At 70.9% G+C, this 12594-nt stretch carries 12 protein-coding genes; 5 read left to right on the top strand and 7 right to left on the bottom strand.

The annotated features are described in order from the left end of the window. Window positions 1-41 precede the first annotated feature (41 nt). From M1203_RS30090 to M1203_RS30080, 3 genes are all read left to right on the top strand, one after another. Entirely contained in the window at window positions 42-734 is a 693-nt protein-coding gene (locus tag M1203_RS30090; RefSeq protein WP_249952982.1) for an HAD family phosphatase, read from the top strand. Between the two features lie 120 nt (window positions 735-854). After that, complete coding sequence (locus tag M1203_RS30085) at window positions 855-1295, top strand: hypothetical protein (protein WP_249952981.1); 441 nt, start codon at window positions 855-857, stop codon at window positions 1293-1295. Window positions 1296-1428: 133 nt separating this feature from the next. Beyond that, on the top strand, window positions 1429-2565 hold the full coding sequence (locus tag M1203_RS30080) for a DUF5954 family protein (protein ID WP_249952980.1): 1137 nt from the start codon (window positions 1429-1431) through the stop codon (window positions 2563-2565). A 56-nt stretch (window positions 2566-2621) separates the two neighbouring features. Here M1203_RS30080 and M1203_RS30075 read toward each other — a convergent pair whose 3' ends face one another. The 7 genes from M1203_RS30075 to M1203_RS30045 all read right to left on the bottom strand — a co-directional run bounded on the left by M1203_RS30075 (window position 2622) and on the right by M1203_RS30045 (window position 9696). Beyond that, a complete protein-coding gene (locus M1203_RS30075) occupies window positions 2622-3491 on the bottom strand; it encodes an endo alpha-1,4 polygalactosaminidase (protein WP_249952979.1) in 870 nt (289 codons plus the stop codon). A gap of 120 nt (window positions 3492-3611) precedes the next feature. After that, a complete protein-coding gene (locus M1203_RS30070; RefSeq protein WP_249952978.1) occupies window positions 3612-4361 on the bottom strand; it encodes a ferritin-like domain-containing protein in 750 nt (249 codons plus the stop codon). Then, window positions 4358-4969, bottom strand: coding sequence for a ferritin-like domain-containing protein (locus M1203_RS30065; RefSeq protein ID WP_249952977.1), 612 nt, complete (start codon window positions 4967-4969; stop codon window positions 4358-4360). Before M1203_RS30065 ends, M1203_RS30070 begins: the two co-directional genes overlap by 4 nt. Window positions 4970-5184: 215 nt before the next feature. Further along, window positions 5185-6126 carry a carbohydrate ABC transporter permease gene (locus M1203_RS30060; protein ID WP_249952976.1) on the bottom strand — a complete coding sequence of 314 codons (942 nt, stop codon included), beginning with the start codon at window positions 6124-6126 and terminating at the stop codon, window positions 5185-5187. Continuing rightward, on the bottom strand, window positions 6123-7286 hold the full coding sequence (locus M1203_RS30055) for a carbohydrate ABC transporter permease (RefSeq protein ID WP_249952975.1): 1164 nt from the start codon (window positions 7284-7286) through the stop codon (window positions 6123-6125). The genes M1203_RS30060 and M1203_RS30055 overlap by 4 nt, the downstream gene beginning before the upstream one ends. Window positions 7287-7291: 5 nt before the next feature. Further along, window positions 7292-8539 (bottom strand): extracellular solute-binding protein, encoded by a 1248-nt coding sequence (locus M1203_RS30050; protein ID WP_249952974.1) that lies wholly within the window; start codon window positions 8537-8539, stop codon window positions 7292-7294. A 107-nt stretch (window positions 8540-8646) separates the two neighbouring features. Continuing rightward, entirely contained in the window at window positions 8647-9696 is a 1050-nt protein-coding gene (locus tag M1203_RS30045; RefSeq protein ID WP_249952973.1) for a LacI family DNA-binding transcriptional regulator, read from the bottom strand. A gap of 156 nt (window positions 9697-9852) precedes the next feature. On the opposite strand from M1203_RS30045, the gene M1203_RS30040 reads away from it, so the two are divergent. Together M1203_RS30040 and M1203_RS30035 are read left to right on the top strand one after the other, a co-directional pair. Further along, window positions 9853-11946, top strand: a complete 2094-nt coding sequence (locus M1203_RS30040) for a glycogen debranching N-terminal domain-containing protein (RefSeq protein WP_249952972.1) — start codon at window positions 9853-9855, stop codon at window positions 11944-11946. 225 nt (window positions 11947-12171) lie between these two features. Next, window positions 12172-12576, top strand: coding sequence for a cell division protein SepF (locus tag M1203_RS30035; protein ID WP_249952971.1), 405 nt, complete (start codon window positions 12172-12174; stop codon window positions 12574-12576). The last annotated feature ends 18 nt before the right edge of the window (window positions 12577-12594 follow it).

Below are 12594 nucleotides of genomic sequence, written 5' to 3'. Positions count from 1 at the left end.
GCGCTGCCGCTTTTAGGGCACTCCTGAACGGAAGCACGCGGATGACAGCTCAACGCATCCTTTCCTGGACTCCCTCAGCCATCGTCTTCGACTGCGACGGCACTCTCATGGACACCGAATGCCACTGGCAGGACGCGCGCATTCTGGCGTTGCGCGAGTTCGGATTCACCCCCGCTCCCGGCTTCGCGGAGCGGGCCAAAGGGCTCCACTACAGCGAATGCGGGCGCCTGATGGCGGACGAGGCGGGGCGCCCGGACCTCGGCGAGGAGATGACCGACCGACTGCTCGCGCATTTCCGCGCCCTGGTCGCCGACAACCCCCTGACCATGCCCGGCGCCCGTCAACTCGTGGAAACGGCGGCGCAGTTCGCGCCGCTCGCCGTCGCCAGCAACTGCCCGCGGGAGGTCGTCGAGTCCTGCCTCGACACCGCGGGCCTGCTCGACCTCTTCGGGCACATCGTGGTGCCCGAGGACGAGATGCGGCCCAAGCCGCATCCGGACGTCTATCTCACCGCGGCCAGGCTCTGCGGCGCCGACCCGGCCGACACCCTGGCGATCGAGGACTCCCACTGTGGCATCCAGGCCGCGGACCAGGCCGGTATGCGCATCATGGGCGTGGGCCCCTGGCCCGACGCGCGGACCGTGGCCCTGGTCGACCTCTGGGTCCGCTCGCTGGACGAGCCGGAAGTCTCCGGCTGGGCCACCGGGCGCGTACCGCCGCAGTACTCACGCTGACCGCCGGCCCCGTCGGTCGCCACGCCAAGGGCTGTCCGGCGGGGCGGGATCGAACGGCCTACCATGAGTGCCAGAGGACATATCCGTCCAGAAGCTGCCGCACAGGGAGATGGCCATCGGATGGATGAGGATCGAGCCGGCCGTCTCGTGGCGTCGCTGCGCGCCCGTGGGGTGATGGCCCATCTGGCGCACCTGGGGGTCTACCAGTGCGGGGTGCAGATCGTGCTCGCCGAGGGCGGCGAGGCGATCTGGGACATCGACGGGGTGCTGGGGCTGCGGGCCGAGGTGGTGGAGGACGGCGTCCTCGTAGGATTCGTGCCGCATGTGCGGGGCTCCGAGACCTTCACCGAGGAGCAGCTCGTGGCGACGATCGCCGCCACTCGGTACGACAAGGAGGGCCTGCGCCTTCCGGCGGACACGGGCATCGGACCGTACGGCACCGACGGCGCGGACGGTGACGGCGCCCGACCGTACGAGGGCCGCTTCTCCGGCCCCGCGCTGCCGCGGCGGGCCGGCCGCCGCCGGTTCCGGCTTCCCTGGCGCCTTCGCCGGCCGAAGTGACTCGTACACCGGTTCGGCTCGACACTCGGCCGGATGGGCGTACGTATGTGCGGGTATGCGCGGTGTCACGCGGTCGGTGGTTCTTTCCGTGGAATCGCCCCGTGCGCCGTGGCTGTGTGGGCATGCTCGGGGCATGGCTGAGCTTGGTGAGAACGTGCCCGCGTACCGCACGATCCGGGTGTCAGGACCGGCGGGACCGGTCGAGGCGGTGGCCGATGTGGAGGCATGGCGCGCCCGGGAGAGCTATCCGGACATCCTCTCGGCGGGCGGGCCGCTCTTCGGAGTGGTGCGCGAACGCGAGGCGGGCGGCTGGGAGCTGGTCTCGTCGTTCTCGGGGCTGGCCCCGCAGGACGGCCGCGACAGCATGGGCTCCCAGTTCCGCAGACGGGCCGAGGAGTGCGAGAAGGCCGGTGACCGGGCCGGGTACGAGGAGTGCATGCGCGCCGCGGAGCGGATGGAGTGGGAGACGCTCGACGAGCTGACCGTGCTCGGTGTCCGCCACCGGGTCGCGCGGGCGGAGTGCTACGTACGCTCGGGGCCCGACGGACCGGAGCCCCCGCGGCCGGGCGATCCGGACCCCATGGCGTCCGGCGAGTCGCACAAGGCCCCGGATCCCACGGCCGGGTTCGTCTTCGATCCCGTCATCGCCACCGGTATGTCCCAGGGCATCCTCAAGGTCGAACTGCTCTCCCTCGTACGCAAGTCGGGGACGGTACCCGACGAGATCCGCGACGATTCCCGGATCGCGGCACGCACACACCCGGGAGGTGTCCTCCTGCCGCCGACCTTCATGACGGCGGAGAAGGAGTCCGGGCGCTGGCGGCCCGACTCCACCGGGACCTGCACCACACCGCAGGGCGCGCGGGACACCCTCGCCGTCGCGCTGCGCGTCATGATCCCCTGGCAGCTCGGCCTCGAAGCCGAGCGGCGCGCACCGTACTTGGCCGCGGCCGACCGGCTGGACGCGGAGCGCGGCAATGAAGTGGAGGTGGAGGGACGGCGGTTCAGGGTGGTACGGATCGAACGCCTGGTCCGTATCGGGCCGGACGGCCCCGAGGGCCCGCGCCCCTCCGACCCCGACCCGCAGCCTCCCGTGATGGTGCAGCACCAGCGGGCCGTCGCGGAGGGGCTGATCTCCGAGGACGACGACGAGGACGCCCCCATCGAACTCGACGAGAGGACACAGCGGCTGGCGGCGCTCTTCAGCGAGGAGGAGGCGCGCCGCAAGGAGCTGCTGGCCCAGCGGCGGGAGCGGGGCCGCGACGCCTGACCGGGGACGTCGGCGCGAGGGCGCACCCAACGAGCCTTTCAGCAGCGCGCGTTGACTCAGCAGCGCGCGTTGACATGGCCGGGCTCTCCGGCCGGTACGACATCCCGGTCCCGCAGGACGACCGAGAGCCGGTCGCCCCACTCCCGGCACGCGACGGTGAAGTCCGCCCGCCGGTACTCGATCACCAGCACCTTGTCGTCATAGGCCGCCGCGTACGCGTCGCACTCCTCGTAGCGCGCGCACTCCTCGGCCACGGCGAAATCGAAGCCGATCCCGTCCCCTGTCCCCGTCATCTCCGCCGCGTTCTTCTGGCCGATCGCCAGCCCGGCCCGGTGGGCGTGCTCGGCCAGCCGCTCCGCGAAGGCCGCCGCATCGGCGCGGTCGAGCAGGCCGTCCGAGCGCAGATACGAGTCCAGGTTGTCCGCCTCGACGGCATCGAATCCCCGGTCGGCACATCCGTCGATCCAGCCGCCGACGATGCCGGCGAGCCGGTCACGACGCTCGTCGGAGGAGATGTCCAGCAGTGGTTCCGCCCAGTCCTCGTCGATGACGGCCGCGCCGTCCGCGTCGCGCAGCAGCAGGTCGGGGTGGTTCTGCCGCCACCACGCCACGGCGTCCGGCTGGGTCTGGTACGCGTTGATGTAGCAGATGTTGTAGATGCCGGGGTCCGGATCCGGGGCCGCCGTACGGTCCCTGATGACCGTCCGCACCCCCTCGGGCGGGTCGTACGCTCCGCCGAGCTGGTAGTCGAAGGGATCGTTCGCCCGGGGCTCGCGTACCGCGTGACCGGTCGCGGCGGAGTTCTTGGACTCCTTGGCGGCGGCGCCGGAGTCATCGGCCGTGTCGGTGGCGGCGCATCCGGAGAGGGCCAGTGCCAGCGCGAGCAGTGGGGCCACCGATATACGGGCGGTGGGGGCGAACGGCACGGCGGTGTCTCGATTCCGGAGCGGTGGGAAGGACCTCGCAAGTCTCGCACCGTAGCCGGGGGCGGGGCGTGCCCGGCCCTGGGGCACGCGAGCGCACGCCCCCCTGAGCAGGTCGCGGGATCACACCGTCAGCAGACTCGGCCTGGCCGCGCGTTCGATGTGCAGGAACGCGTCGGGCACCGGGTACTGGCCCAGGAGGAAGCGCAGGATCGAGGCGTGCATCGCCTCGACGGGGGCGATCGTGGCCGCGGTCTCCGTCTCCGAGGCGCCTGTCAGGCCGTAGGTGGCCATCAGATAGGTCCCCGCGGCCTGTTCCTCCAGCTGCAACGCGAGCGCCGCGGCGTCGTCCGCGCTGGTGGCCTTGGCCAGCGTGGTGGTGATCTCCTTCTGGTCGGAGAGCGGCACCCCCGTGAGGGCGGGCTTGCCGGCGCGGGTCAGTACGTCGTTCCACACTTTGGCGTGGTCGCTGTGCTGGGCCATCGCCTCGGCGAGGAAACTCGTCAGCGCGCGCGGTACGGTCCCGAGCCTGCCCGACCTGGCCGAGGCCAGGGCCGACGTATAGACGCCGACGGCCTGGTTCTCCAGCGCGACCGCCAGCGCGACCGTCCGCAGATCGCCGGGGTAGGTGACGCGGTGCGCGATGACACTGGCCTCGTCGACGGGGGAGCGCGAGGACAGGTCGTTCCCACCGGAGCAGGACGGCAGCAGGAACGAGGCCCCCGCGCCTGACGCCCCCAGCAGGAACCTCCGGCGGCCGGGTCCATGGGTCCCGGTCTCATCGGCGGGAACGGTGGGACTGGTAGGACAGGTAGGACTGGTGGGACCGACGAGGGGCGCTTCCCGGCGGCCCCGTTCGGGTGCGGCACTCACCGCACGGCCCCTTCGGAGCTCGGCGAGGCCTTGCCCGTCGGATAGAAGGCGTCGGGGAATCCGACCGTCCCCGCGGCGGCGTGCAGTGCGTCGGCGTCCGTCGGGATCGCGATCAGATCGGTGTCGCCCGAGCCGAGGAGCGACTGAATGGTCAGCAGGGTGGCGCGGTGCTGCGCCTCGACCGGGGCGACGGAGGCGAAGAGCCGGCGCAGTCGCGCGGTGCCGGCCGGAGCCACGTTCTTGGTGTACGTCTGCGCGGCCACGTCCTCCAGCGAGAGAGCGAGCGTGATCACGTCCTCCGGGGTCCTGGCGGCGGGCAGCGCCTTCTGGACGATGGCCGCGTACTTCGGGTCGGTCCCGGTCTGTGGTTGGCCGCCCGCCTGGACGGCCGCCGTGTTGAACGCCTTGGCGTGCTCCTCGTGGTGCCGGGTGGTCGAGGCGATGAACTCCTGGATCGTGGCGTTGCCGTCCTTGATGAACGGCAGCTCGGCGGCGGTGCGGTAGACGCTCACCGCGAGGTTCTCCAGCGACGCCGCCGTCTGCAGCGCCATGATGTCGTCCCGCGGCGTGGGTTCCAGCAGCCGGGTGTCGATGTGCTCCGCGCCCATCACGCCCCTCCTTCCTCGGCGCCCGCACCACCGCGGGTGCTCTCTGTCACCGACACATTCGCGACGCGGGCGCCGCCGAGAGGCAGGACATCCGGGTCGGTCCGGGGTGTTTCACCTCTATGGCCCAGTACGCGTCCCTGGCGAGAACGCGACCGCCCCGTCGCCGTACCCGGCGACGGGGCGGTGCGGTCTGCCGGTCTCCGGCCGTACGGCCGCTACTCCTTGACCGCGCCCGAGTTGGCGCCGTTGACGAAGTAGCGCTGGAAGCAGAAGAACAGCGCGGCCACCGGCAGGGTGGACAGCAGCGCCGCCGCCAGCTTCAGCGGATACTGCGTGCCGCCGCCGAGACCGCCCGATATGAAGCGGGCGAGCCCGGTGGTGAGCGTCTCGTACTGACCGGACTGGGTGGCGACCAGGAAGTGCGTGAACTCGTTCCACGATCCCTGGAACGACAGGATCGTCAGCGTGATCAGCGCGGGCCTGGCCATCGGCAGGACGACGGACCAGAAGATCCGGAACACCCCCGCCCCGTCGACCCGCGCGGCCTCCTCGACCTCGCGCGGCACCGATTCGAAGAACTGCTTCATGATGAAGATGCCCGCCGCGTCCACCAGCAGCGGCAGGATCATGGCGGTGTACGTGTCGAAGATTCCGAAGGTGTTGAGCACCAGGAACTTCGGGATGAGCAGGGCCACCCCGGGCACCGCCATCACCGCGAGCACGAAGCCGAACAGCACCGTGCGGCCCCGGAAGCGCAGTCGCGCCAGCGCGTACCCGGCCATCGAGTTGAACAGCACCCGGCCCGCGGTCACGATCACCGTGACCAGCGTCGAGTTGGAGAGCCAGCGCAGGAAGGGCACCCCGTCCGCCGACTCGCTCAGCCCGAACAGCCGCTGGTAGGCGGCCGTCGTCGGAGTGGTCGGCACCAGGGAGAGGGGGTTCGCCGCCGCGTCCGGGTCCGTCTTGAAGCCCGTCACCAACTGGAGGAGGAACGGCAGCAGATAGAGCAGCGCCACCCCCACCACCAGGCAGTACCCCAGCACCCGCAGCGGGACCGGGAACCGCCCCAGGACCGGCGGACGGGCGGCGTTGCGCGCCGCGCGCCGCAGCCGGGCCCGCCCGACCCGGTCGCGTACGGCCGTACCACCGGCGCTCATCGCTTCCTCCCCTTACGTACGCCGCGCTCCCGCAGAACCCAGCGCTGGAACCCGGTCAGACAGAGGATCAGGGCGAGCAGGACGAACGCGATCGCGGCGCCCTGGCCGAAGTCCGCGTTGTCGAAGCCCGCGGAGTACGACAGGAACGCGGGCGTGAGTGTCGTATTGCCCGGGGCGCCCTGGCCCATCACATACACCTGGTCGAAGACCTGCCAGGTGGAGATCAGCCCCAGCGTGAGCACCAGGAACAGCACGGGACGCAGCGCGGGAAGCGTCACGTACCGCAGCAGCTCACGGCGGTTGACCCCGTCCAGCGCGGCCGACTCCTCCAGCTCCCTGGGGATGTCCTGGAGCGCCGCGAGGAAGATCAGCATGAAGGTGCCCGAGGTGGTCCACACGGCCAGCAGGATGATCGTGCACATCGCGATCGAGGGTCCTGACAGCCACTCGAACCACGAGAGCCCCATGAAGGAGTGGTCCGCCAGCACCCCGGAGGGCTGTTCGGGATCGACGATCCCCAGTTTGCCCAGGAACAGGGAGAGCACCCCGCGCGGGTCCGCGAACCAGTTCGGTCCCTTCACCCCGACCCAGGAAAGCAGGGAGTTGACGGCCCCGCTGCCCTGGAAGAGGAAGAGGAAGACCGTGGAGACGGCGATGGAGCTGGTGACCGACGGGAAGAAGAAGGTCGTACGCAGCGCACCGCGCGCCCGCAGCAGCTTCTGGTTGACGATCAGGGCCAGGCCCAGCGCCAGCCCGGTCTGCAGGGGCACGGTCAGCAGGACGTAGTAGGCGTTGTTGCGCAGGGCGGTCGCGAAGAGGGTGCGGTCGAGACCGTCCTGCGTGAACAGCGTCCGGTAGTTGTCCAGGCCCACGAAGTCGGCTTCGCCGCTGAACGGGTTCGACTGTCCGTCCCAGTTCAGCAGGGAAACCCAGAGCGCCATGAGGATGGGCAGGACCAGGAAGAGCCCGAGGACCAGCACCATGGGGCTGACGAACAGCCAGGCCCAGGCGGTTTCCCGGCGCGGGTCCCCGCGACGGCCCGCGCGCGGGGCGTTGGCACGGGCCGTCGCGGTCGTACCGGTCACACCGGGCGTGTCAGGTTCGCCCGATGTGCCGGTCGATCGGTGCGCGCGGGGCGCGCGCACGGTACGGAGGGGCATGGGGCTCAGTTGCCCTTCGCGATCGCCTGTTCGCCGTTGCGCTGGAGGTCGGCGAGGATCTTCTTCGGGTCCGCCGTACGCAGCGACTGGAGGTCGGTGTTGAACTGGCTGGCCACCTTGTCGAAGCCGGCGATCGTGACCGGGCCCTGCGCGTACGCGCTGCCGTCCACCCACGCCTTGGCCTGCGGCGTCTTCTCGGCGTACGTCTTGAGCGCGCTCGTCCGCGACGGCATCACACCGAACGCGTCGGCGAAGGCGAGCTGCTGCTCGGCGGAGGTCAGGTGCTTGACGAGGTCGACACTGGCCGCGTGGTGGGTGCTGTCGGCGGCGACGCCCCAGCAGGTGCTGAAGGCGAGCGTGCCCTTGCCCTTCGGACCCGCCGGCAGCTCGGCGACGGCGTACTTCACATCCGGGTAGTCGAGCTTCATGCCGCCGTCGAGCCAGTTGCCCTCGATGGTCATCGCGGCCTTGCCCTTGCCGAGCGCCTCGCCGCCCCAGCTGGTGTCCACCTGCTTGGCGAACTTCATCGAGCCCGACTTCAGCATCGACTGGACGAAGGCGAGACCCTCGGCGTTCTCCGGGGTGTCCGCGGTCATCTTCTTCTGGTCCGCGTCGGTGAGCCAGCCGCCCGCCTGCTTCATGAAGACGCCGAGGCGCTGGTACTCGTCGCTGGTCACCAGGCCGGTGACGCCGTTCGTGGTGAGCTTGTCCGCGACGCTCTGAAGCTCCTGCCAGGTCTTCGGGTAGTCCTTCTCCGTCAGCCCGGCCTTCTTCCACAGGTCGGTGTTGATGGTGAGACCGAGGGTGGAGGTGTCCTTGGGCAGGCACATCTGCTTCCCGCCGTACGAGAAGGACGTGAGCAGCTGCTCGGAGAAGTCGGAGGAGTCGGATATCTGGTCGCCGTACGGGTACAGCGAACCGCCCTTGGAGTAGTTCGCGAACTGGTCGGAGTTGACGTAGAAGACGTCCGGCGGCTTGTGCCCGGCGAAGGACTGCGCGAGCTGCTGGTTCATGTCCTTGGCGACCTCGACGGTCACCGTGTTGCCGGACTTCTTCGCGTACGCGGCGGCGGCGGCCTTCACCGCCTGGGTCTCGGCGTCACCCGAGGTGGCGATCAGGACGGTCAGCTTCTGCTTCTCTGCCTTGTCCTGCGCCTGGTCCTTGCCACTGTCGAAGTTGGACGAGCAGCCGGTGGCGGCCAGGAGCGCCGCGCAGGTGACGAGTGCGGCGGCGGCGGCCGTGCGGGTGACCATGAATTCCTCCAGAAGAGATGAAACGTGCGGCTATATGGCCCGGGAGAGACCTGGGGTGAATCGATGGCCCGGGAGCGTTCTTCGCCCCGGGGCGATGGTGGGCGCGGTCAGCTTCCCGGAGCGGGTGTGCTGTCGCGGACGACGAGGGACGGTTCGAGCACGACATGCTCGGGCGGGGCACCGGGCTGCGACATCCGGGCGAGCAGGAGACGTACGCACTCCCGGCCGACGGCCTCCAGCGGCTGGGCGACCGTGGACAGACCGGGGGAGAGCAGGGCCGCGGTCGGCGAGTCGTCGAAGCCGATGACGGCGACGTCCTTGCCCGGCGTGGCCCCCCGCTCGCGCAGCGCCTGGTAGCAGCCCATCGCGAGCATGTCGCTGGCGGCGATCACGGCCGTCGCACCGGTGTCGAGCAGCGGTGCCACGGCGGCCCGCGCCGAGGCGGTGTCGTCGACGCTCTGCGCGCGTCGGCCGCGTACCGGCAGACCGTGCCTGCGCATGGCGCGCTGCCAGCCCTCGGCCCGGTCGTCGCCGACACCGGAGCCGCGCGGCCAGCCGAGGAACGCGATTCTGCGATGCCCGAGGGCCACCAGATGCTCGACCGCGGCGTCCGTGCCCGAGGCGCCGTCGACATCCGCCCAGTCGCCTATCTGCCGGCCCGACCACATCCGGCCGAAGCCCACGAACGGTATGCCGCGCTTGGCCAGCCAGGCCTGGCGGGGGTCACCGCGGTCGGTGCCGCTGAGCACGAACCCGTCGACGCTGTGCAGATCGATGAGCTCCTCGTGCCCGTCCAGACTGGCGTTGCCGGGCGGCGAGGCGAACAACAGGATCCGGTAGCCGGCCTCGTCGGCCGCCTGGGACAGCGCGTGCAGGAAGCGGTCCATGACCGGGGCGGACATTCCTGGCGCACTGGGACGTATGCCATAGCCGATCAGTTTGCTGGAGCGGGTGCGCAGCGTCTGCGCCGCCCGATGCGGGCGGTATCCCATCTCGTCGATGGTGCGCTGAACCCGCTCCAGCGTCTCGGGGCGCAATAGTTCGGGCGAATTGAGGGCATTTGACACCGTCTGCGGGGAGACCCCGGCGCGCCGCGCGACCATGGCCAGGGTTACTGAACCGGCCTTGGGCGAGGGCGCGTTGGCGGGGCGGGGCATGACGGTCTCCGGGACGGTTTGTGCGAATCGATGAGTTCTTTTGGAGCGTTCCAATGCCATTGTCAACGAGCTGAACTCGTCGTTAGGGTTCTTGGAACGCTCCAATGACTGAGAGGTTCTGCTCTGTTGTCCACTACTGTCAAGACCCACGACACTATGAACTCCGTCGCAGCCGCGGTCCCCTCGGCCGAGGGCCTCCAGCCGTTCCTGCACGACGCCTGCGTGACCCTGTACGCGCCGAGCTTCGCGATCTCCCACGCGGACGGACAGATCGACGGCGGCGCCGACGGCTTCTACCACGCCGACAGCAGAGCGCTGTCCCGGCTGACGGTCGAGGCCGACGGGATCGCGATCGCGCCGGTACGCGGAGCCTTTGACGGTGCGGACCGGGCGGCCTTCCGCGGAGTGCTGCGCGGCCTCGGCGAGACGACCGCGGACCCCGCGGTCACCCTGCACCGGAAGCGGCATGTCACCCCCGGCCGGCTGGAGGAGACGCTGGAGGTCTCCAACGAGGGAGGGCGGCACGTCCGCGTCCGGCTGATCGTCACCGCCGCCACCGACCTCGCCGAGATGGAGCGCGTCAAGACCGGGCAGGCGCAGAGCCCGGTCCCCGCGACCGCCACCCCGGACGGACTCGGCTGGTCCAGGCAGGGGTTCGCCGTACGTCTCTCCTCCACCCCGGTGCCCACCGCCACCGCCCCGGCGTCCGGGCGGCTGGAGTACGAGATCGAGCTGGCGCCCGGAGAGGCCTGGACCGCCGTACTGCACGGTGACGCGGCGCACGAGGACGGCGACCAGTTCCCCGCCCCGGCGGCGGACAGCGTGCCCTGGCGCACCCCGGTGCTGCGCAGCGCCGACCGGCGCTTCGACCACTGGATCAGCCAGTCGGCCGCCGACCTCGACCGGCTGCGGCTGACCGACTCCGAGGAGCCCGCCGACCAGTTCCTGGCGGCCGGAGCCCCCTGGTTCCTCACGCTCTTCGGCCGTGACTCCCTGTGGGCCGCCCGGATGCTGCTGCCGCTGGGCACCGAACTCGCCGCCGGTACGCTGCGTACGCTCGCGCGCCGTCAGGGCGTGAAGTCCGACCCGGGCACCGAGGAGCAGCCCGGCAAGATCCTGCACGAAGTGCGCCGTGGGACCCAGACCTTCCACGACAACTTCTCGCTGCCGCCCTCCTACTACGGCACGGTCGACGCCACCCCGCTCTGGATCACGCTGCTGCACGACTCCTGGCGCTGGGGTCTCGCCCCCGACCAGGTCGAACGGCTGCTGCCGAACGCCGAGGCAGCCCTCGCCTGGATGCGCGACTACGGTGACGCCGGCGGTGACGGCTTCCTGAAGTACATCGACGGCACCGGCCGCGGACTGGCCAACCAGGGCTGGAAGGACTCCGGCGACGCCATCCGGCACCGCGACGGACGCCTCGCGAGCTCTCCGATCGCGCTGTGCGAGGTCCAGGCGTACGCCTACGAGGCCGCCCGGGGCGGCGCCGCGCTGCTGCGCGCCTTCGGCCGGCCCGGCGCCGACGAGTGGGAGGAGTGGGCGGAGCGGCTCTCCGACCGGTTCCGCAGCCACTTCTGGGTGGAGGACGAGCGCGGCGCCTACCCGGCCGTCGCCCTCGACCGGGACAAGCGGCCGGTGGACTCGGTCACCTCGGGCTTCGGCCATCTGCTGGGCACGGGCCTGCTCAACCACGAGGAGAGCGCCCTGCTGGCCGCCCGGCTCAGCGCGCCCGACCTCGACTCGGGCCATGGGCTGCGCACCCTGAGCAGCGACTCGGTGGGGTTCAACCCGTACGGCTACCACATCGGTTCCATCTGGCCGCACGACACCGCGATCGCGGTGCACGGGCTGACCAGGGCCGGTTTCCCGGACGCCGCCGCGGGGCTCGCCGCGGGGCTGCTGACCGCCTCCGCGGGCTTCGACGCCCGGCTGCCGGAGCTGTTCGCCGGCCATGGTTCGGCGACCGACGCGGTGCCCTCGCCCTATCCGGCGTCCTGCCGGCCGCAGGCATGGGCGGCGGCCTCGTCCGTCCTGGTCCTCCAGTCCGCGCTGGGGCTCTCTGCCGACGTCCCCGGCGGCACCCTCACCGTCGCGCCCGCGTTCGCCGAGGCGTACCGGCCGTTGAAGGTGGAGGGGTTCGATGTCGCGGGAGGGCGCCTGGACATATCCGTGGCCGCCGACGGCACGGCGCGCATCGAGGCGCCGGCCGGCCTGGAGGTGAAGAGGGAGTCCGTGACGCCCCGTTGAGGCCATGGGCGCGCGGTGTGAGGATGGGGCCCCGGCGAGACGGACTCACCCGTCTCGGGGGGCGGGGTCCCGGCGTCGCCCGGCGTCGCTTCGGCGCGCGGCGGCGGTTTTCCGGTCAGGGCCGATGAAGCCGGTCCGCTGCCGGGCCGTGTCGCTGTTGGGCCGAACGGGTGAGGCGCGGGAGGATGGCCGGATGCAGACACAGCGTACGGGCGGGGTGGTCCGATGAGCCGCTACGGCAGGTACGACGGATACGACGCGACCGACGAGCAGTGGGAGGGCCTGGCCCAGGTCGTGCCGCTGCGCGGTCGCAACGAATGGCCCTCGCGGGTCGATCACCGCACCGTCCCCCAGGACTTCGAGGCGGCGAACCGGCGCTTCATCGTGCTGCGGGTACAGGTGTTCGCGGACGCGCGGGAGGTCGCCGACCATCTGATCGCGCGGATCCCGGTACTGCTGGATCTGACCGGTGCGGAGCCCGATGTGGCCAAACGCATCCTGGACTTCAGCAGCGGGGTCGTCTTCGGGCTCGGCAGCGGGATGCACCGGGTCGACAAGAACGTCTTCCTGCTGGCCCCGATCGGCACGGAGGTCGAGGGGATCGCGGCCGACGCCGTCCCCCGATCGTAGGAAGGTGGCCAAGGCGTA

Source organism: Streptomyces sp. 35G-GA-8 (genome assembly GCF_023534745.1).
Lineage (GTDB): Bacteria > Actinomycetota > Actinomycetes > Streptomycetales > Streptomycetaceae > Streptomyces.
This window is presented reverse-complemented; position numbering and strand designations above follow the sequence as displayed.

Coding starts and splice junctions, on each gene's coding strand:
- M1203_RS30090 (WP_249952982.1), top strand. CDS start 42: ATGACAGCTCAACGCATCCTTTCCTGGACTCCCTCAGCCATCGTCTTC.
- M1203_RS30085 (WP_249952981.1), top strand. CDS start 855: ATGGATGAGGATCGAGCCGGCCGTCTCGTGGCGTCGCTGCGCGCCCGT.
- M1203_RS30080 (WP_249952980.1), top strand. CDS start 1,429: ATGGCTGAGCTTGGTGAGAACGTGCCCGCGTACCGCACGATCCGGGTG.
- M1203_RS30065 (WP_249952977.1), bottom strand. CDS start 4,969: ATGGGCGCGGAGCACATCGACACCCGGCTGCTGGAACCCACGCCGCGG.
- M1203_RS30060 (WP_249952976.1), bottom strand. CDS start 6,126: ATGAGCGCCGGTGGTACGGCCGTACGCGACCGGGTCGGGCGGGCCCGG.
- M1203_RS30055 (WP_249952975.1), bottom strand. CDS start 7,286: ATGCCCCTCCGTACCGTGCGCGCGCCCCGCGCGCACCGATCGACCGGC.
- M1203_RS30050 (WP_249952974.1), bottom strand. CDS start 8,539: ATGGTCACCCGCACGGCCGCCGCCGCCGCACTCGTCACCTGCGCGGCG.
- M1203_RS30045 (WP_249952973.1), bottom strand. CDS start 9,696: ATGCCCCGCCCCGCCAACGCGCCCTCGCCCAAGGCCGGTTCAGTAACC.
- M1203_RS30040 (WP_249952972.1), top strand. CDS start 9,853: ATGAACTCCGTCGCAGCCGCGGTCCCCTCGGCCGAGGGCCTCCAGCCG.
- M1203_RS30035 (WP_249952971.1), top strand. CDS start 12,172: ATGAGCCGCTACGGCAGGTACGACGGATACGACGCGACCGACGAGCAG.